Annotated in this window: 16 protein-coding genes; 1 reads left to right on the top strand and 15 read right to left on the bottom strand. The window is 68.5% G+C overall.

Going from position 1 to position 20,307, the window contains the following annotated elements:
• Window positions 1-24: 24 nt before the first annotated feature.
• From fgd to NVU01S_RS14575, 15 genes are all read right to left on the bottom strand, one after another.
• Window positions 25-1,038, bottom strand: coding sequence for a glucose-6-phosphate dehydrogenase (coenzyme-F420) (gene fgd, locus NVU01S_RS14645; protein WP_086006312.1), 1,014 nt, complete (start codon window positions 1,036-1,038; stop codon window positions 25-27).
• A gap of 76 nt (window positions 1,039-1,114) precedes the next feature.
• Window positions 1,115-3,433, bottom strand: a complete 2,319-nt coding sequence (locus NVU01S_RS14640) for an ATP-binding protein (protein ID WP_156162026.1) — start codon at window positions 3,431-3,433, stop codon at window positions 1,115-1,117.
• A 106-nt stretch (window positions 3,434-3,539) separates the two neighbouring features.
• Window positions 3,540-4,661 (bottom strand): 3-deoxy-7-phosphoheptulonate synthase, encoded by a 1,122-nt coding sequence (locus NVU01S_RS14635; protein ID WP_043683650.1) that lies wholly within the window; start codon window positions 4,659-4,661, stop codon window positions 3,540-3,542.
• 713 nt (window positions 4,662-5,374) lie between these two features.
• Window positions 5,375-6,457: a type 2 isopentenyl-diphosphate Delta-isomerase gene (fni, locus tag NVU01S_RS14630; protein ID WP_052281476.1), complete on the bottom strand. Its 1,083-nt coding sequence runs from the start codon at window positions 6,455-6,457 to the stop codon at window positions 5,375-5,377.
• Window positions 6,432-7,577 (bottom strand): phosphomevalonate kinase, encoded by a 1,146-nt coding sequence (locus NVU01S_RS14625; RefSeq protein WP_043683646.1) that lies wholly within the window; start codon window positions 7,575-7,577, stop codon window positions 6,432-6,434. Before NVU01S_RS14625 ends, fni begins: the two co-directional genes overlap by 26 nt.
• Window positions 7,564-8,616, bottom strand: a complete 1,053-nt coding sequence (gene mvaD, locus NVU01S_RS14620; protein ID WP_082032516.1) for a diphosphomevalonate decarboxylase — start codon at window positions 8,614-8,616, stop codon at window positions 7,564-7,566. The genes NVU01S_RS14625 and mvaD overlap by 14 nt, the downstream gene beginning before the upstream one ends.
• A complete protein-coding gene (mvk, locus tag NVU01S_RS14615; RefSeq protein WP_167829476.1) occupies window positions 8,613-9,641 on the bottom strand; it encodes a mevalonate kinase in 1,029 nt (342 codons plus the stop codon). The genes mvaD and mvk overlap by 4 nt, the downstream gene beginning before the upstream one ends.
• 53 nt (window positions 9,642-9,694) lie before the next feature.
• Window positions 9,695-10,873 (bottom strand): hydroxymethylglutaryl-CoA synthase, encoded by a 1,179-nt coding sequence (locus tag NVU01S_RS14610; protein WP_043683644.1) that lies wholly within the window; start codon window positions 10,871-10,873, stop codon window positions 9,695-9,697.
• On the bottom strand, window positions 10,870-11,934 hold the full coding sequence (locus tag NVU01S_RS14605; RefSeq protein WP_014987451.1) for a hydroxymethylglutaryl-coenzyme A reductase family protein: 1,065 nt from the start codon (window positions 11,932-11,934) through the stop codon (window positions 10,870-10,872). The genes NVU01S_RS14610 and NVU01S_RS14605 overlap by 4 nt, the downstream gene beginning before the upstream one ends.
• Entirely contained in the window at window positions 11,934-12,863 is a 930-nt protein-coding gene (locus NVU01S_RS14600) for an SGNH/GDSL hydrolase family protein (RefSeq protein ID WP_167829475.1), read from the bottom strand. The genes NVU01S_RS14605 and NVU01S_RS14600 overlap by 1 nt, the downstream gene beginning before the upstream one ends.
• 105 nt (window positions 12,864-12,968) lie before the next feature.
• A complete protein-coding gene (locus NVU01S_RS14595; protein WP_043683639.1) occupies window positions 12,969-13,832 on the bottom strand; it encodes a DUF5995 family protein in 864 nt (287 codons plus the stop codon).
• A gap of 177 nt (window positions 13,833-14,009) precedes the next feature.
• Window positions 14,010-14,861, bottom strand: a complete 852-nt coding sequence (locus tag NVU01S_RS14590) for an SDR family NAD(P)-dependent oxidoreductase (protein WP_244467585.1) — start codon at window positions 14,859-14,861, stop codon at window positions 14,010-14,012.
• Window positions 14,854-16,773: an anthranilate synthase family protein gene (locus NVU01S_RS14585; protein ID WP_043683630.1), complete on the bottom strand. Its 1,920-nt coding sequence runs from the start codon at window positions 16,771-16,773 to the stop codon at window positions 14,854-14,856. Before NVU01S_RS14585 ends, NVU01S_RS14590 begins: the two co-directional genes overlap by 8 nt.
• The gene (locus tag NVU01S_RS14580) at window positions 16,773-17,450 is read right to left on the bottom strand and encodes an isochorismatase family protein (RefSeq protein WP_043683627.1); all 678 of its coding nucleotides are present in this window, start codon (window positions 17,448-17,450) and stop codon (window positions 16,773-16,775) included. The genes NVU01S_RS14585 and NVU01S_RS14580 overlap by 1 nt, the downstream gene beginning before the upstream one ends.
• A gap of 31 nt (window positions 17,451-17,481) precedes the next feature.
• Window positions 17,482-18,270, bottom strand: coding sequence for a 2,3-dihydro-2,3-dihydroxybenzoate dehydrogenase (locus NVU01S_RS14575; RefSeq protein ID WP_014987457.1), 789 nt, complete (start codon window positions 18,268-18,270; stop codon window positions 17,482-17,484).
• A gap of 479 nt (window positions 18,271-18,749) precedes the next feature.
• Here NVU01S_RS14575 and NVU01S_RS14570 point away from each other — a divergent pair, with 479 nt between their 5' ends.
• Window positions 18,750-20,285, top strand: coding sequence for an AMP-binding protein (locus NVU01S_RS14570; RefSeq protein WP_043683622.1), 1,536 nt, complete (start codon window positions 18,750-18,752; stop codon window positions 20,283-20,285).
• Window positions 20,286-20,307: the final 22 nt, after the last annotated feature.

Here is a 20,307-nt window from a genome sequence, read left to right as displayed (position 1 = left end):
TGTCGGGTCTGGGTGGTCGAGGAGCTAGCCGAGCTTGCGCAGCCGGGGCGCGAGGTCCCTGGCGAACAACTCGAGGAAACGGGACTGGTCGTGCCCGGGGGCGTGGAAGACCAAGTGCCGCATGCCTGCATCGATGTAGGGCTCGATGCGGGAGACCACGTCGTCGGGGTCGGTGCCGACGATCCAGCGCTTGGCGATCTGCTCGATCGGCAATGCGTCGGCCGCGGCCTCCATCTCGATCGGATCGGAGATGCTGTGCTTCTGCTCCGGAGTGAGCGACAGCGGTGCCCAGAACCGCGTGTTCTGCAGGGCCAGGTCGTAATCCGTCTCGTAGGAGAGTTTGATTTCGATCATCGTGTCGACGTCGGCCACGGTGCGGCCCGCCTTCTCGGCGCCCTCGGTGACCGCGGGCATCAGCTTCTCGGTGTAGAGGTCCATGCCCTTGCCGGAGGTGCAGATGAAACCGTCACCGACCCGGCCCGCGTACCGGGCCACCAGCGGCCCGCCCGCGGCGATGTACACCGGAACCCCTTCGGCGGGAACGTCATAGATGGACGCGCCGACGGTCTTGTAGTACTCGCCGTCGAAGTCGACGCGGTCGCCGGTCCACAGCGCCCGCATCAGCTCGACCGATTCCCGCAGCCGCGCGTACCGCTCCTTGAATTCGGGCCATTCGCCGATGAACCCGGTGGCGATCTCGTTCAGCGCCTCGCCGGATCCGACGCCCAGCATCACCCGTCCGGGGTAGAGGCAGGCCATCGTCGCGAAAGCCTGCGCGATCACGGCCGGGTTGTAGCGGAAGGTCGGCGTCAGCACCGAGGTGCCGATCTGGATACGGCGGGTGCGTTCACCGACCGCGGCCAGCCACGCCAGCGAGAAAGGCGCGTGCCCGCCGTTGAATCGCCACGGCTGAAAGTGATCACTGATCATGGCGCTGTCGAAACCGTTTTCCTCGGCCGACACCGTGAGCTCGACAAGTTCACGCGGAGCGAATTGTTCCGCCGATGCCTTGTATCCGAGTCGAAGTTCCGTCACGATTATTCCCTCGATTGCGTTTTTGCGGATTGACCAGAGCCTATCGCCGACTCCGGACCGGAAAAATAACAAGCCCCTGTCAGGAATGACCTGCCATTGCGTGGGGATCTTGTTCGCCTTTCACCACCAAGGCGACATGCAGCCTGGATGGGCACTCCAGCTTGGACATCACCAGCCGGAGATGGTTGATCACCGTCCATTCGGCAATGCCGAGCTGGCTGGCGATCATTCGATTGGTCATACCGTCGGCGACCAGCAACGCAATTTCCCGCTGCCTTTTCGTCAAACTGGCCAGCGGTGAGCCGGAACCGGCGGGAATCGCCGGACCGGACAACGCCCGATCGACGATATCGCGCAGATTTCCGGCGGTTTCCGGTCGAATGAGATGCGCGGCCCGCGCGTTCTCGCTGCCGATATCGTCCGGCAGCGGAATCGCATAGGCGTTGCGCAGGTGATGCACCGCGCCGAACAGCATTGCCGCCGATTCGCTGAATTCGGCGTCGGCCATGCGGTACGCGCTCGCGCAGCCCTCCACCGCGACGAGCGTCTCGAGCACGTGCTGTCCGCTCTGCGGAATCCGCAGGGCGGCCCGGAACAGCTCGAGCGCGCGGTGCGCGGTGTCGGCGCCGAGTTGGGTGTGGGCCAGCGCGTTCAGCATGCGCATCCGGTCGGCGTCGCTGCCGAGCCGCTGCACACGATGCTGGATCGTCGCCCAGTCCTCGTCGCGCTGACCGATCGGGTCCGGGAGCGCGAGCACTGCCAGGTAGATCTCGGCCAACTCACGTTCGCCGCCCTTGTTCGCCTTGCGCAGCGCACGCATCAGCTGTTCCCGGGCCCGCGCGGGTTGACCGGCCACGAGCTGGGCGGCGCCGAGTCGCACCGTCGCCCGGTAGGCTCCCGCGCCGTCGTCGGCGCGGTGGCAGGCCGCCGCCGCGCGGGTGAACAGGTCCACCGCGCGACCGGATCGGCCGGACCGCAGCGCCCAGTCACCGAGCAGTTCCATGGCGCGCGGCACCGCCGGGCCCGTCACCGCCGGATTGTCGAGGAATCGGAGCAATGTCCGTTCCAGCTCGGGCAGGCATCCGGAGTGCACCCAGACGTCCTCGAGCCGCGCGGCGACCTCGACGGCGCGTTCGGCCCGGCCCAGCTCGATCAGGCGGGCGACCGTGGCGCGGAAATCGCGCACCCGCTGTTCGGCAAGCTGCAGCGCCGCGGCCCGCCGATCCGGCCTGCCCAACTCGTCGGCGAGCCGGAAAGCCAACTCGCACAGGCGATCGGCATGGTTGCGCCGGATCCGGTCGCCGCGCGCCCGGTCGGTGCGCAACAGCCGATGGCAGTAGGCGCGCACCGTGGCGATCAGTTCGTAGCTGGGGTGACCGGCATCGGTCACCGTGCGCTGTAACAGACTGTGCCCGATCAGCGTGGTCAAGGTGCCGCCGATGAACGTCTCCTCCAGATCGACCATCAGCGAGACGGTGTCCGGATCCACGGCCGACTCGCACAGCGAAAGATGCAGCAGCACATCGACGGTGCTCTCGTCGAGCCGGTCGATACCCCAGGCGACCGCGTCGTGCAGCGATCGATGCCGCAGCGGGATGTCCACGAACGGCAGCGGGGTGAGCCCTGCACCGGAGCGGATCAGCTTCAGCGTCTGCGCCGACCCGATCCGGTTGATGGTGATCGCGGCCAGCTCCAACGCCAGCGGCACCCCGTCCAGCTCGTGTGCGATCTCGTCCAGTACCAGCCGATTCGCCGCCGAGCTGCGGTAGCGGCTGTCGATACTGGCCAGCAGCAGTTGCGCGGCGGCCGAGGACGCGGGCCGGTAGGGCCCGGACTCCGACCGGGTACGCAACGGGCGCACGGAGACGACGTACTCGCGCTGCAGGTTGAGCACCACCCGACTGGTCGCTACGACAAGCAGATTCGGGCAGCGCTGCAACAGCCGGGAGACGTCACGGGCGATCGAGCCCGAGACCAGATCGCAGTTGTCCAGCAGCAGAATGGTCCGGTCCGGACCGAGATCGGCTTCGAGCGCCGCCAATGTCGTTTCGGCATCGGCACTCTCGTCATCGCCGGACCCGAAGCCGAACGCGGCGTATACCTCGCGCCAGACCTCACGCCGATTGCTCGACTCCGCGAGATCCACGGTGGTGGCGGTCGCGGTGCGGAACTCACTGAGCGCCAGCGCTTCCTGCGCCACCCGGCTCTTACCCACCCCGGCCGGTCCGGTCAGGGTGAGCAGACGGACCCGGGGATCGTTCATCAGGCAACGGATTTCGTTGACTTCCTTGTCCCGGCCGACGAGACCGGGCAACCGGAAGCTGTCGATATCCGCGTCGTCGTCGGTGATCAGGCCCAACCCTGCGGCCGGCCACTGCAGATTGGTGCTACTCGGCACGTTGTCCTCCTCACTGGTGGCCAACCATGGCCCATGGCGCCGTGCGACCCGTGCTGCGCGACGGCAGCGCCATGGGCCCAAAGCTGTTGATCTGCGCGAATTCCGGCTACGCCGGAAGGCGGGTGCCGATCGACCGCGCGCGCCTGCGCCGGGTGGCGACCGCGGCGGCGAGCCGATCGAGTTGCGCGGCGGTGGCGTGCCAGCCCAGGCAGGCGTCGGTGATGGACTGCCCGTAGGCGAGCGCGCCCGCCTCGCCGAGGGTGAGATCCTGGCGACCGCCGACGAGGAAGCTCTCCAGCATCACGCCGACCACGCCGCGCTCGCCCGCGGCGATCCGTCCGGCTATCTCGGTCACCACGTCGACCTGCTTGTTGTGGTCCTTGTTGCTGTTGCCGTGGCTGGCATCGACCACGAGGCGCTGCGGCAGCCCCGCCTTCTCCAGTCGCAGGCAGGCCTCGGCCACCGAGGCGGCGTCGTAGTTCGGGCCGGTGCTGCCGCCGCGCAGAATCACGTGGCAGTCGGTGTTGCCGGTGGTCTGGATCAGCGCGCAATGGCCGGCCAGGTCGATACCGGGAAAGACGTGGCTCGCCGCCGCGGCCCGCACCCCGTCCACCGCCACCTGCACGTCACCGTCGGTCCCGTTCTTGATCCCGACCGGCATGGACAGCGAACTGGCGAGCTGGCGGTGCACCTGGCTGGCCGCCGTGCGTGCGCCGATGGCGCCGTAGGAGACCAGATCCGCGATGTACTGCGGGGTGATCGGATCCAGGAACTCGCACGCCACCGGCAGGCCGAGTGCGGTGATGTCGACCAGCAAGCGCCGGCCGAGACGCAAGCCGGTGTCGATATCGAAGGAGCCGTCCAGGTGCGGATCGTTGATCAGGCCCTTCCAGCCCAGGGCGGTGCGCGGCTTCTCGAAGTACACCCGCATCACCACGTGCAGCCGATCGTCGAGCTCGGCTGCTTTGACCGCCAGCCTGCGCGCGTAGTCCAGCGCGGCCTCGGGATCGTGCACCGAGCACGGCCCGACGATCACCATCAGCCGATCGTCGGCCCCGGTGAGCACATCCACGGTGGCCCAGCGACCCGCATGCACCATGGCGGCCAGCGTCTCGTCGATCGGGTGCGCATGGCGCACCTCGGCGGGCGAGAGCAGCGGGCTGACACTCAGGGTGCGCCGATCCTCCAGGTCGGCACGCGTGGTGGCGATCGCGATATCAGTATTCATTCCAGTAACCTTTCGGCCTGCAGGTGAAAAGTCAGGCCCCGGTCATGGAACAGCTGCCGCCGCCGGGTGCCCGTGAGGTGCATTTCTCGGCGGCGTCGAACTCGCAGAACAACCGCACCACATCGTCGTTGGGGCCTGAGTCGAGCCGGGCCCGCGATCAATGTGCTGCGCATGTCTTCTCCTTTGCGAAGGTGGAAATCCTCGGGCCGGAGCCCGCGTGTCGCGGCAGCCGCCGGCGATCGACCCTGGTCCCCAGCAGACATGCGGCGACGACGCCCATAGTTCCTATGGTCGCCGGATAACCTGAATTCTCGGTGTAGAGAATGCGCACCGAACGCGCGAACAACAGCGGGAAAAATCTCGCGCATCATTCTGCGCGGGGTGTGCTGAATTCGGATACGGACACAACTGTGCCGCCCCAATAGCGTGACACCCCGAAAAGAGACGGTCAAGTGTGATGCCCGTCACGGCGGCAGCCGATTTATCTGGATACTTTCTTTTCACTATTGCCGGTCGATAGTGCGGGAATTGTGTGGAAACAATTCTTCCGTGGCCCGCGCCCCGGAACGCACGAGACCGCAGCGAGAAGGTCGTTCGCGCTGCGGTCCGGTGCTGGAGAACTCGAAGTGGGTCGCGGGCACAACTGTGCCGCACGAATAGCGTGACACGTCGCGCCATCAGCGCGCGATCGCGCGCCTATCGTCGCGCCATCGTCAGCGCGCACGCCGGGCGTAGCCGCCCGGATCGATACCGCGCAGCCGGCTGAACTCGGCCAGGTTGCCGCTCAGCAGCAGATCCGTCTGCGCCAGGTCCGGCACCGTCTGCGCGCCGAGCACCACCATCAGCTGCCGGATCTGGGTGATCCAGTCGCCGATCGTCGAAACCAGCGCGTCGACACCGGCGCTCTGCAGCACCGACAGGAAATAGCCCGACACCCCGACCGCCCGCGCGCCGAGCGCGAGCGCCCGCACCACGTCGAGCGGGTGCCGCACGCCGCCCGAGGCCAGCAGGCTCAGCTCCCGCTGCCGCGCCACGTCGGCGGCGTCGATCAGGCAGGCGGGCGCGGACTGTCCCCAGTCCCCCAGGTACGCGAAGTCCTCGTGCGGGCGCCGGGCGTTCTCGATGGTGGCGAAATTCGTGCCGCCGCGCCCGGATACGTCCACGATCGAGACGCCGAGGTCGGCCGCACGCGCCACCGCGGCCGCGCTCATCCCGAAGCCGACCTCCTTGACGATCACCGGCACGTCCAGCGCGTCCACGATCCGGGCGATGTGCTCGGGCCACGCGGAGAAGTCCCGGTCGCCCTCCGGCATCACGATCTCCTGGATCGTGTTGATGTGGATCTGCAGCGCGTTCGCCGCGATCAGATCGACTGCGCGCTGGGCCATTTCGGGTGTCGCGTTGGCATTGACATTGGCGATGACGAACCCGTCCGGATTCTCCTCGCGCAGCACCCGGTAGGTCGGCGCCACCGCGGGGTCGGCGAGATAGGCGCTCATCGAGCCGGAGGCGATCGGCACCCCGGTCTGCCTGGCCGCGATGGCGAGGCCGCGGTTGATCTCCCCCGTGCCGGCGCTGCCGCCGGTCATCGCGTTGATGTACAGCGGTACGTCCCACGCGATTCCGGCGACCTCGGTGCCGAGCGACACCGCCGACTCGGCGCTGCCCGCCAGCGCGTGGTGCACGAAACGCACCTCGTCGAACTGGTTCAGCTCGAGCCCGGCGCTGCGCAGGTGATGCTGCTCCACCGCGAGGCGGACATGGTCGTCTTTACGGCTGCCGTAGATCTGCGACACTGTCGTCACTGGAGTTGCCTTTCGCTGAAAACGATTGATGCACAAGCAGTTCGAGCGGCGTGATGCCGGCCGCCCGCCACTGCTGCCGCAGCTGCGCCACGTCGGCCGAAGCGACCAGCGCGATACCGCAGTCGCCGCCGCCCGCGCCGGAACTCTTCGCGACCGCGCCGAGTGCGTCGGCCGTGGTGCGCAGCGCGGCCAGCGCCGGGGTCTCGATCGGCACACCGGCCAGCGCGCTCACCGCGCGCAACAGCGCCCCCGCGGTCGCGACGGCCGTACCCACCGACGCGTCGTCACCGGACTCCAGCGCCGCGACAAGCGTTGCGACACAGGAATTGCTGGCGACCACGAACCGGCTGTACGCCGCGGAGTCGCCCGCGATGCCGTTGCGCAGCAGCTCGACCAGCCCGCTGGACACCGCGGGCTGCCCTGACCAGCCCACTTCGAGCCGGAGCGCGCGGGGCGCGGGCACCCGGCGCGCGGACAGCTCCGGCCACGGCTGCCAGAGCAGGTCGGTGAGCTTGGTGTCGGGCTGGGCGAACTGCGCGGCCACCCGGGCCCGATCCGGGGCTCGGTAGGCGACCCAGCCACCGAGCAGGGATGCCGCGACGTCGCCACCCGAGCACCGCGGATCCACCGCGAAGGCGGTCAGCAGGGCCAGCCGCAGCAGCGCGTCGTCGTCCAGGTCGAACCGGTAGGCCCGCGCGAGGGCGCGCACCACGCCGACCGTCACCGCGCCCGAGGAGCCGAGCCCGAACTTGCGGCCGGTCGCCGCGTCGTCCAGGGCCGAGCGGATCTCGAGGTGGAAGCCGAGCAATTCGTCGCCGCGTTCGGCCGCGAGCCGCTCGACCAGTTCCACCGCGGTGAGCACGTGCCGCAACGCCGCGGCATCGGCCGGATCGGCCACCGCGGCAACGGTTGTCGCGGTACGCGGGAGCAATTCGACCGGGCCCGGCCCGGTGCGCGCGGTGGTGACCGTCCGGCGCGACGGCGCCTGCGCCGGACCGACCGCGACGGTCAGGTAGCGGTCCACCGCGACGAGCACGGCCGCGCCACCCGGTTCCAATACCGCGTACTCGCCGGCGATGTACAGCTTGCCGGGAACGTCAACGGTGATCATGGGCACTCGATTCGGCCGGCGCGCCGATCGCCGCACCCGGTCCCGGGGTGGCCACGATGACCCGCATCGCCGGATCGGTCTCGGCCAGGGCCGCGGCCACCGCGGCGCTGTCCCGTCGATCGCACAGCACCTTGACGTTGGGGCCCGCGTCCATCGTGGCGTACGCCGCGACGCCTGCGGCGCGCAGCGCGAGCACCCGATCCAGCACCCGCATCGACCCGGGGGCGAAGTAGCGCACGGCCGGGCGGGCGCCGAGCATCGTGGCGTGCATGCCGAGGGCGTTGCGTTCGGCGATCTCGCCGACCGCCGCCAGATCCCCCGACGCGATGGCGGCGTGCATCTCGCGCAGGTCCTGTGCGCTGGACTGCACCCACGGTTGATAGAACGGCGACGTGTCGACGGTGCGCCGCATCGCCGCCCGGCTGGTGATGGACTTCTCGCCGGCGTCGACCAGCGCGACGACCAGCGCGGGATCCAGCAGCGGCGCCGCGATCGGCTCCGCGTAACTGCTCGAATCCCCCTCCGCGCCAACGCCTTCGCCCCGATGCCACTGGGCGAAGCCGCCGTAGATGGAACGCGAGGCGCTGCCGGAGCCGCGCCGGGCCAGCCGGGACAGCGCGCGCTGGTCGAGGTCCAGACCGTAGGCGCCGGCCGCCGCCACCGCGAGTGCCGCGAACCCGGAGGCCGAGGAGGCAAGGCCCGCCCCGGTCGGCCCCATGTTGACGGTGTGCACCCGGGCGCGGCGGTGATCGCCCGCCGAATCCCGTACCAGATCGAGGAATCCGACGACCTTGGCGGCGAAGGCCTGCGCCGCGGGGCCGTCGGCAACGGTGACGCTGTCGGCCGGGAGGTCCTCGGCGAGGGTCACCGTGGTGACGGTCGCGAAGACGCCGAGGGTCAGCGACAGGCTGCTGGTGACCGGAAGATGAAGCGCCTCATCGCGTTTGCCCCAATACTTGATCAACGCGATGTTCGGATAGGCCGTCGCGGTGACGCCTTCGGTGGCCACCGGCGCGGCCACCGTCTCCGGCGTGCTCACGACCGCACCTCGCTCGCGTCCAAGGCCACGGTATGGCAACGATCCGCGCCCGCGGCGAGCAGGACGGCGTGCAACCGCGCCGCGTCGGCCGCGTCGGCGGCCAGCGCGATGACACAGCCGCCCAGTCCGCCGCCGGAGAGCTTGGCGCCCAACGCACCCGCCTCCAGCGCGGCGCCGACCAGCGTCTCGATCTCGGGGCAGCTCACGCCGAGCCGGTCGAGGATGAAGTGTGTCGCGGTCATCTTCGCGCCCACGTCGGCGAACCGGCCCGCCGCCAGATCCGCCGCGGCGGCGGTCGTCATTGCCCCGGCCCGCTCCAGCAGGTCGGTACCGGTCGCACCGAGCGTCACGAGATTGCGGTGCACGGTCGAAACCGCCTGCCGGGTACTGCCGTTCACGCCGGTGTCGGCGACCACCAGGACCGGCTGGGTCGCGCCCGCGGCCACCGGGAGCGGCGCGACCGCGCCCTCCTGGAACCACATCGGCCCGCCCCGGCTGATCACGGTGCGCGCGTCCACGCCGCTCGCCTTGCCGTGCGCGAACGATTCCGACTGCTGGATCAGGGCGAACATGGTGTCGCCGGCCAGTTCCCGGCCCCAGAGCCGGGCCACCGCCTCGATGATGGCGGCCGAACTCGCGGCGCTGGAGCCGAAACCGCGGCCCGCCGGGATACCGCTGTCGACCGTGACGAACAGCCCGTCGTCCGGGCGATCGAGGTACTCGCAGACCGCCGAGACGGCCAGCCGCGGTACCGCCGAGGCGTCCAGCTGGGAGGCCGCGGACAGTTCGCGGCGGCCGGAGTCGAGCGTCGAGGATTCGATCACGACCGGGCCGGGCCTGCGGCGGGCGCGGGCGGTGACCGGCAGCGACGGCACCGGCAGCGAGATCGCGGGCTTGCCGTACAGCACGACGTGCTCACCGAACAAGATCAGCTTGGCGCTCGCGCGCCCGGTGCCGACCTCGCCGTCGGCGCGCTCGGGCACCGCGTGCCCGCGCGCCGCCAGCACACTACGAGGGGGCCACATTCCGTTCTCCATCAGCGCATTTCACTCTCGGTGTGGATCGGTCCGCACCCGCGTCACTGCGCGCGCGCCGCCCCGTAGATTCTCGAATGTCCCGCGATCGCCGTCAGCCGGAACGGATTGCTGCTCGTCTCGTCGAGCACCAGCTCCGTACCGTCCTCCGGCAGCGCGACATTGCGCAGGGCACGATACTTTTCGTACGAGATCGGCTCACGACGTGCGATCGCCGCCCGGTTCTCCGCGGTCCGCAGATGTTTGCGGTACCCGGGAACCATTGTGACCGAGAACAACTCGGCGACACAGCCCGACCCGTAGCTGAACAGCGCCACCGACTTGCCGTCGAGATCCTCGGAGTGGTCGAGCAGCGAGACCAGCCCGACGAACAGCGACGCGGTGTAGCTGTTGCCGATCGCCCGGTTGTAGATCGTGGTCGGCGCCAGATCGGCGTACAGCCGCGCCGTACTGGCCTCGATGCCCTTGAGCTCGAGCAGCCGGGTGTGCGCCTTGTAGGCCATCTTGGTGAACGGCTGGTGGTAGCAGAAGCCGGCGAATTCGGTGACGCCGCGCCCGCCCCTGGCCTCGTAGTCCTTCCACGCCTGCTCCACGGCCTCCAGGTACGCACCGACCGACAGCTTGCCGTCGACGAGCGGGGTGGACCGATAGTTGGGCCGCCAGAAGTCCTGGACGTTCGCGGTGTAGAGCCCGACCGTCTCGTCGAGAACCGCGAGGTCAGGGTGCGCCGAGACCAGCATCGCGACCGCGGCCGCCCCCTGGGTGCCCTCGCCGCCGGAATCGACGTCGTACTTGGCGATATCGCTGGCGATCACGAGCACGCGCTGCTCCGGATCGCGAGCGACGATGCCCGCCGCCAACTGCAGCGCGGAGGTGCCGCCGTAGCAGGCCTGCTTGAGCTCGACGGCGCGGGTCGCGGCGGGCAGTCCGATCAGGTCCTGCACGTAGACCGCCGCGGCCTTGGACTGGTCGATCCCGGTCTCGGTAGCGAACAGGATCGTCCGGATGCCCTCGACACCGTGTTTGGCGACGATCTGCTTGGCCGCGGCCGCGGCCATGGTGACGATGTCCTCGTCGGTGGCGGGCACGGTCTGGGAGGTCTGCCCGAGGCCGATGTAGTACTTGTTGACGTCTACGCCGTTGTGCCTGGCCAGCTCGGCCAGATCCATCGCGTAGTGGCCGGTCGCCAGGGCGATGTCGTGGATTCCGATAGGCACGGTCATTGGCCTGTTCCTTCTCCTGATGCCGAGCGCTCGAAGCGGATGTGCGTCCGCATCAACTCGCCCGGATTTGTCTGCGCCGCAAGCAGAGACAGCTCTCCGCAGAGCACGGCGGCAGCGGTGAGCACGGCGAGCCGCCGTGCGTTACCGCCGACTTCCCGGCTCTCGCGGCACCCCATGCGGGCCAGGTTCGCCTCGACGAAATCCAGCCCCTTGCCGTTGCCGACGGTGCCGACGATGAGATTCGGTAGCGCGCAGGAGAAATAGAGATCCCCGTCGCGATCCTCGACGTGGGTGATGCCCTGCGAGCCCTCGACGATGTTCGCCGCGTCCTGCCCGGTGGCCAGGTACACGCCGAGCAGCATGTTCGCGTAATGCGCGTTCGCCGTGCGGATTCCGCCCGCGATCGTGGTGCCGATCAGGTTCTTGCGCACGTTGAGATCGGCCACCTGCGCGGCCGTCGTGTGCAGCCGCTGCGCCACGATCTCGCGCGGGATCAGGATCTCGGCGACGACGTTCTTGCCGCGGCCGAGGATCCCGTTGACCGCGGAGGCCTTCTTGTCGGTGCAGAAGTTGCCCGACACCGACCCGTAGCGCACACCGGGCACGGTGTTCACGATGTGCCCGAGCAGGGTGTCGGCCGCCAGGGTCACCATGTTGTGCCCGGACGCGTCGCCGGTGGTGAACTCGAACCGCAGGAACAGCAGGTTGCCGACGATCTGGTGGTGCAGGTCGATCAGATCGGCGAAGCGGCTGCATTCGCCGACGATCCGGCGCAGCTGCGGCAGTTCGGCGGTGAGCTGGCGGGCCGCGGCCAGTGCGGTGCCCGCGTCATCGGCCTCCAGCAACACCGACCTGGTCATCCGCTCGTCCACCAGCGTGGCCACGATGCCACGCTCGCACAGGGTGGAGATCTTGGCGCCGCGTCCCACCGAAGGCCACAGGGGCGATTCGTAGGTGGCCAGCGGCACCTCGACCAGACCCTCGGCGACGTTGCCGGAGATCTTGAGCGGCCCTACCCATTGCATCGGCACCGTAGCTGCCGAAAAAGTGTCCTCAGTCATCACAATCCGAACTGTTCCTTGATGCCGGTCGCCGTGACCGTGTCACCGTGCTTGGTCGGGTGGAACGGGATACCGAGGAACTCACCGGTCGGGTTGAAGTACCCGTTGATCCACGAATCCGCGGCGCAGCTGCCGTGGCCCGCGGTGGCCGCCCTGGTGTCGAAGAAGCCGACGTCGAGCGTGGCCGCGGCGGTGCGCTGCGCGTCGTCGACCTTGTCCAGGAACTCGGTCATCGCACCGGCGCGCGGCTGCGACATCCGGCCCACCGGGGACTCCCAGCACCACTGCGGGTTGCCGCGCTCGCCGATCGTCGGGTAGCCGACGAAGACGATCTGCGCGTTCGGCGCGTAGTAGCGCACGTAGTCCACGACCGGCTTGATCCAGGCCACGTACTGATCGGCGTTCACACCACGAGAGTCGGGCGCGCGGCCGTCCAGGCCCGCGTCGGGTCCGCAGCCCTGGATGAAGTTCGGCAGGCAGGTGACCTCGGCGTCGAGCGCGCGCTGCCGGTTCGAGCTGTTCCAGATGTCGTTCTGGCCCAGCTGGATCGTGACGAGGCGGGTCTTCGGGCCGAACGCGCCGGCCGAGGCGGCCTGCTTGGCCATGTAGGTCGCGGTGTAGTGCGGCGGGGTGGCCAAGGACGCGCCGAGGCAGGAGACGTCTTCCAAATCGTCGGCGCCGATGTTCATCTGCGCGGCCAGCTGCTTGGGCCACGAGGTGTCCGACCGCTGGCAGGACTTGTCGCCGCCGTAGCCGAAGCCGAGCGAGTAGATGATGTTGCCGTTGGTGGTGTAGGAATCGCCGATCGCCACGAAGGATTTTCCGTCGGCGCCCTCGTCGGCGGCGGCCGGCGCGACGGTGCCCAGCAGGGCGGACACGGCGCACAGCGAGGCAGCGGCAAGGAGTCGGATGGGGGTGGAAGTCTTCACGGTTCGAATCTCTCTTCGGGGACGTTCAGTCCGTTTCGGAGTCGGCGCCCCGAACCATTTCGGGGAGGCCGCTGGCAGACAGCGGGGCGCTCGCGCCCTGGCGTACTAGAGCCCGTTCACGTTCGTGAGCGTGGCGAGCACACCGTCGATGGCTCCCCACATGGTGGTGATGCCGGCGTTGGTGAGATCGCGGGTGGCCGGGTTGGCCAGGCCGACGCCGTTGGCCAGGTTGGTGGCGTTCACGCTGGCGAGCGCACTGCGCAGCAGCATGGTCGAGCCCACACCCTCGCCGGTGATCCGATCGAGTCCCTCGCCGAAGAAGTAGAACCGCCACAGCGGGCCGACATCGGCGTTGTACGCCTGCTTGGTCCGGCTGACCAGGGTGGGATTGTTGACGGCGATCGCGTCCATCAATTTGAAGTAATCGGCCGAGTTGTCCGGGCCGATACCGGTCGAGGCCAGCGCGTACGGGATATCGACGCTCATATGCGCGTTGTAGCCGACCATCGCCACATAGGCGCCGGACTCCGCGCAGTTACCGGCCAGCCCGAAATAGGGTGCCCACTGCCAGGCAATCGGCGCGCCGGTGAATTCGGCGTGCACGGCGCGCAGCCAGGTCTCGTAGCCCTCGAAATAGAATTGCGCGTCGCGCTGCGGATCGGTCAGCCCGGCGCCGGAACGGATCATCGGCAGCACCGTCGCACGGTCCGCGGTGTCGTTCATGAGCGCGAAGAGACCACGCCGATCACCATGTGCGACAAGGATTTCTGCGATCTGCGCGTTGCGCTCGCCGACCTCGACGAGCCGCTGCAGACCGTCGGCGCCACGGATCGTGTCCATATCCGAGAGCTCGGTGATCGTGGCGATTTCAGCGGCATTCAGCGGCGTGCCGCAGGCGGCGGCCGAGACCGGGGATTCGGCGGCGGCGGGGCCGGCGAATCCGGGCCAGAGCGCTGCCGCGCAAGCCATTGTTGCGACCATGAGTCGCCCATTGCGTAGCATCACGATGATGCCCTTTCTGAATAATCCACGGGATTTACCGGTCGATATTTACCGGTGTATACACAAAGACTAATCGGGCCGGTGGTCGCAATTCCATGGCAGCTACTTGTCACCGGCACGCGGACCAGGCGATTCGCCCCCGGGTCACCCCCAGCGCAGCAGCAGCCGGCCCACCGTGCGGGGGCCGGACAACCGCAGGGCCCACAGCACCGGCACGTAGCGCGGGAGCACCTGCACCGGCCGGTGCCGGATCGCGGTCAGAATCCACTCCGCCGCTTCCTGCGGCGTCAGCCCGGGCAGCCGCTGATACTCGGGGGTGGGTGCGCTCATCGCGGTGTGCACCAGCGGATAGTGGACGGAGGTCACCGCGACCCCGCGGCCGGACAACTCGGCGTCCACGCAGCGGCCGAACGCGGTCAGCGCGGTTTTGGAACTCTGGTAGGCCGCGAAGCGGGGCGAGGTGCCGGTGGGCACGGTCCAGGTGCCGACATTGACGATCTGACCGCGGCCCGATTCCAGCATGCCGGGCAGCAGGCCGAGGCTGAGCTGGACCGGGCCGAAATAGTTGATGCCCATGGTGCGCCGGAAATCGTGCATGCGATCGAACGATTCCGTGATCGGTCGCCGGATGGACCGGCCGGCGTTGTTCACCAGCACGTCCACCCGGCCCACCGAGGTGCGCACCCAGTCGAGCAGCGCGTCGACCTCGTCGCCGTCGGTGAGATCGCACGTTCGATAGACGGCTTTGCCGCCCGCGGCCCGGATCTCGTCGGACAACTGCGCGAGTTCCGGCTCCCGGCGCGCCACCAGCACGACCTCGGCCCCGGCCGCGGCGGCTGCCACCGCCGCGGCCCGGCCGATACCGGCGGACGCGCCGGTGATCAGGATCCGTTTCCCGGAGACCGGCTCCTCGTCCTTCGCCCGACGGACCGGCACCGGCCGGTTCACGAAGTCGGCGACCCCGCCGAGCGCCCGGCGCACGAGCCGCCTAGCCACGAGCACTCACCCGGTCCCCGGCGAGCACGGCGGGCCGGGCGATCAGCCTGCTCGCGATGGCGGCGAGCACCGCCGGACCGTCTTGGGACAGCACCGATTCCGCGTGGAACTGCACCGAGGCGAAGCGCTCGCCCTGCAGGGCGTACACCTCACCGGTCGCCGGATCACGACTCACCTCGACCCGGCCGAGCGCGGAGTCGAAGGCGTCGACCGCGCTACGGGCGACGAAGGTGTTGTAGAAACCGGCCCGCACGGGCGTGCCGAACAGCGAAATCACCCGGCTCACACCTTGATTCGGCTTGTCCAGCCTGGTGATCTCCAAACCCAGTGCGGAGCACAGGATCTGGTGGCTCAGGCAGACCGCGGCGAACGGCTGATCGGCCGCCGTGAGCTGCTTGATCCGGCGCCGCATCGCCAGCACCCGGGGATCGTGCAGCGCACCGGGATCACCGGGACCGGGACCGAGCACGACCAGGTCGTAGTCGGCGAGTTCCACCTCGGCGTCCCAGCTCGCGATCGTCAACTCGAACCCGAGCGAACGCAGCATGCTGGCGAGCATCGTGGTGAAGTTGTCGGCCGCGTCGATCAGCAACACCGAGCCGCGGGCCTGCGGCGCCGCGCCGATGCGCCTGCTGTCCGCTTCGGCGAACCAGAACTGCGAGGCGATCGAGTTGCGACTCTGCAACGCGGCCGCGACCGCGGGCAATGCGGACAGCTGCGGCCAGCGCGCCGTGACCGATCCGTTGATCAAAGCCGCTGCCTTGGCATAGGTTTCGTGCATCTCGCCGACCGGATCGGAGTCGCGCACCAGCGTCGAGCCCACGGTGATCCTGGCCCGCCCCACGGCGTCCACGACGGCGGTACGGATCAGGATGGCCGAATCGAGCCGGACCGCGCCGCTCGCCCCGCGGTCGATGTAGGCGATGGCACCGCTGTAATAGCCGCGCCCGACCGATTCGTACCGCGCGATGACGTGCGTGGCGCTTTCCAGCGGCGAGCCGACCACGGTCGGCGCGAACATCGTCTCGCGCAGCACCTCGGCGACGCCCAGTTCGGTGCGGCCCCGCAGCAGGTACTCGGTGTGCGCCAGATGCGCCATCTCCTTGAGATACGGTCCGGTCACCGTCCCGCCCGCCGGGCAGAGCGCCGACATCATCTTGAGTTCCTCGTCGACGACCATGAACAGCTCGTCGTTCTCTTTCTGATCGGCGAGGAAATGCAGCAGGCCCGACTCGGTCGGCCCCTCCGGCGGATACCGGTAGGTGCCGCTGATCGGGTTCATCGACACGGTCCGATTGTCGAAATGCGCATGCGCTTCCGGGCTGGCGCCGACGAAGGTCTGCGTGCCGGTGTGCACCAGATAGGTCCAGTACGCACCGCGTTCGCCGCTCAGCAGCCTGCGGAACAGGCCGAGCGAGACGTGCAGATGATCCGGCCCGAACGAACCGATCAGCGATCGGCTGATCACGAAGTTGGAGCCCTCACCGGTGCCGATCTCGTCGGCGATGACCGACTGCACGATCCGGCGGTACTCCTCGTCGGAGACGTCGAACCGGAAGCCCGCCGCATCGATCGAGTCCGGGCCCAGCCGGTCCGGGCCGATCGCCGCGAGCACCGTGTCACGGTCGGTGCGCTCGTGCTCGCGCACCGACATCGCGAGCAACGGCGTGCGATCGTCGTTGCAGGGGAAACCGCGCTCGGCGATCTGCCGGTAGGGCACCAGGACGAGCAGGCCCGACTCCTCGTCGGCCAGCCGCACCTCGTCGAGGCCGGCCAGTTCGGCGAAGTCGCCGAACATGATGTCCACGGTGCCCGGCGCCTCGGCGCCCGAGCGCTGCACCATCGCGAACGGCTGCTGCGGATCGGCGAGCAGCCGATCGAGCAGCGCGCGCCCGGCGGGCACGCGGGCCATCACACACCCACCCGGGAGCCGACGTCCGTGCCGGACTGTACGGCGGCGACCAGATCCGCGGTGGTCTGCACCATGGCGCAGCGGGCCGCCGCGTAATCGAGCGTCATCCGATGGTCCGCACGCGTGAAGTCGGCGATCGCATCGGCGGCGAGGAAGGTCTCGATGTCGTTCGAGTAGGACTCGCACGCGGTGACCAACACCCCGACGTGCGCGTACACCCCGCTGATGATCAGTTGGTCGCGGCCCATCGCCCGGAACCGGTCGAGCAGCCCCGACCCGTGGAACGCGCTGTAGCGCCACTTCGTGGACACCAGATCGGCTGGGCCGGGGGTCAATTCGGCCACGACCGCGCGATCGGTCTCGTCCGTGGTCATGCCCGGACCCCAGACATCACGCAACAATCCGCGCTCGGCCGGGGTCATCCCGCCGGGCTGCGCGGTGTAGACGACGGCCACGCCGGCCCGCACGCAGGCCGCACGCAGCCGCGTGAGGTTGGCGACCAACTCGGTGTAGGGCGAGCCGCCGGCGCGCAGCGGGCGCAGAAAGTAGTTCTGCATATCGTGGATCAACAGCACCGATCGACGGGGTTCGATTTTCCAGTCGACAATATTCTCCGGCATCTCGTCCGGCACCGGCATTTCATACGAAATGACGTCGGGTATTCCACCGAACATCATGACTCCTCTGATCGATCGAATTTCTGCGCACTCAGCTGCCGAGTGTCGCGCCACCATCCACGGTGAGTTCCTGCATCGTGATGTGCCGGGCGCGGTCGGACAGCAAGAATTCCACGGCGTCGACGATGTCGTCGGGATCGGCTATGCGGCCGAGCGGAATGCCGAGCCGGAATTTCTCCGGCACACCGGCGATGGTGGCCTCGGTACGGTCCTCACCCTCCCACGTCGCCTGCAGCATTTCGGTCCTGGTGGATCCGGGCGAAACGACGTTGCACCGTATTCCGTATTTGGCGACCTCCAGCGCGGCGCATTTGGCGAGCATGGTCGCCGCCGCCTTGGAGGCCGAATAGGCGGACATGGACGCGCGCGGCGTGCGCGCGGCATTGGAGGACACCGTGACCACCGCGCCGCGCCGCCGGGAGATCATGCGGGTGAGCACCGCCTTGGTCACCCGGAAAACACCGGTCGTGTTGACCGAGAAGGTTTCTTCCCAGTCGTCCTCGGACAGTTCGACGATCTCGCCGAACCGCATGATGCCCGCCGCGTTCACCAGATAGTCGAGCGGGCCGATATCCCGTTCGACATCGCCGACGATGCGTTCGACATCGACCGGGTCGGTCACGTCACCCTGGACGATCGTCACCTGACCGGGCATGGCACGCAGCTCCTTCGATGCGTCCGCGGCCCGGTCCACCGCGACGACGACCATGCCCTGAGCGGCGAGCCGGTACACGATGCGATGACCGATGCCACCCGCGGCGCCGGTCACCAATGCGATCCGCTGTGCCCCGGAATCCGAGGCCTGCTGCGGTCCGATCATTATATTCACCACACTTACGTCATGAATCCTGAACAAAGACCCTGCGGACTCGCCGCATATCTTCGAAGGTCAATTCAAAGTCTGCTGCGCATGACTGCAGGCAGGCCGATTGATAAACCCGGCGCGCAGCCGAGTCGATGGTAAATTTATCCCTCGCGAACCGGACCCCGGTATAGCAGGGTGTTGCCAACAGGGCGGACTGGCAGGGTGTTGTCAATATTCGCCGCGAACTTGTCAGCGCCGGATCGTTGCCGGTGCCGGAAAGCGAACCATATACTCTCCCCTGTAGTGCAGTCGGGAGTACCCAGCGCAGTGTATTGATCCCGCTGATTCATGCGATGCAAACCCCTCTGGAAACAAACGGGCCCACGGTTTCACACCGTCCCGATCCTGTCCGGGTGTAAACCTCAGCCCTGCTCGATCCGGAGCTACCGGTTTATTCCGGGAACGCCGGCCGACACGAAACATTGAGTGACGCTATGACTCGAAACCACAATCTCATCTACGATCAGTTGATCGAGATCGCGCCGGATGCCCGGCCCTGGATCAGCGACCATTCCTCGGTCGCCGTGCCGGTGGTCGACAATCAGGTGGCACTGACCGATGTCGCCGACGCGGCCAGCCGTGCGGCGACGCTGTTCGAGAGCACCGGCATCAAACCCGGCGACTACTGCGCGGTATGGCTGGACGCGCCGCTGGACATCATGATCGTCATCGCGGCGCTGACCGCGGTGGGCGGCGTGCCGGTCCTGCTCAGCCCGGCGCTCGACGTCGAGACCCTCGGCCGCATGCTCGCGCCCGTGACGATCGAACGCATCGTCACCACCGGCGACCGCCGGGCCAAGGTCGAACAGCTCGAGGCGCTCCGGCAGATCGATGACTGGGCCGAGCTGGCCGCCCGGCTGCCCGACACCGCGCCGCGCCGCACCACCGCCGTGTCGATGCCGGGCACCGCCCCCTACATCGTCACGCACACCTCGGGTACCACCGGCGTGCCGAAGCTGGTGCAGTACACGCGGCGCGGCACCGACCACCAGGGCTACGCCCAGGAGGTGCCCGCGATCATCGGCCGGCTGCGCGGCTACGCCGCCGTCGCGGTGTCCCCCGTGCACTACCGCACCGTGACCGGCCTGCTCTGCGCACTGCGCCGCAACGTGCCGCTGGTCATCCTGTCCGATCACGCGGGCGAGGCGGTGGCTCCGTTCATCCGGCGCTACCAGCCGATCTACCTGGAGGCACATCCCAACACGCTCATGCAGTGGGAGTACCTGGCCGACAACGGAACTCTGGCCTCGGTGCGGCACTACGTGAGCACCTTCGACGTCATCCATCCCGGCACCGTGCGGCGGCTGCTCGCGGGCTCGAAGTACCGGCTCGCGACCTTCTTCGAGGCGTACGGTCAGTCCGAACTCGGCGGCATCGCGGCCAAGGTGCACCTCAAGGGTTTCACCGGCCGCAAACACCGTGCCAAGGTGAGCCGGCTGCCGGAAGGACATTCGGCCGGATGGACCGCGCCGGGCTACTCGAAGGCCCGGATCGTCGGCCCCGACGGCAAGCGGGTGCCGAACGGCACCGCGGGCCGGATCCAGGTCACCTCCGCGGGCCAGTTCCAGACCTACATCAACCGGCGCGAGGCGGCCGAAGCCAACACCAGTGCCGACGGCTGGTGGGACACCGGCGATTACGGCAAGCGGACCCGCTTCGGCAAGCTGATCCTGATCGATCGGCAGGTCGAACGGATGAAGCGGCTCCCCAGCGCGATCGCGATGGAGGACGTGCTGCTCGCCCGCATGCCGTGGCTACTGGAAGCCATTGTGCTGGAACAGGACAACGGCGTCGTGCCGGTAATCGCGTTGCGCGACCGGCCCTTCGACGCGGCCGCGTGGCGCGCGGCGGTCGCGGATCTGCCGCTGATGGCCGACCCGGTCGTCGTCGACTTCCGCGACTTCCCGCGCACCGCCACCGGCAAGATCCAGCGCCCCGCGCTGTCGCAGCTGATCGCGCAGCACAGCTGACCATCGGCCCTCACTCCACAGG

This window comes from Nocardia vulneris, assembly GCF_001613425.1.
Lineage (GTDB): Bacteria > Actinomycetota > Actinomycetes > Mycobacteriales > Mycobacteriaceae > Nocardia > Nocardia vulneris.
The sequence above is the reverse complement of the archived record's forward strand: the minus strand, read 5'-3'. Positions and strand labels throughout refer to the sequence as shown.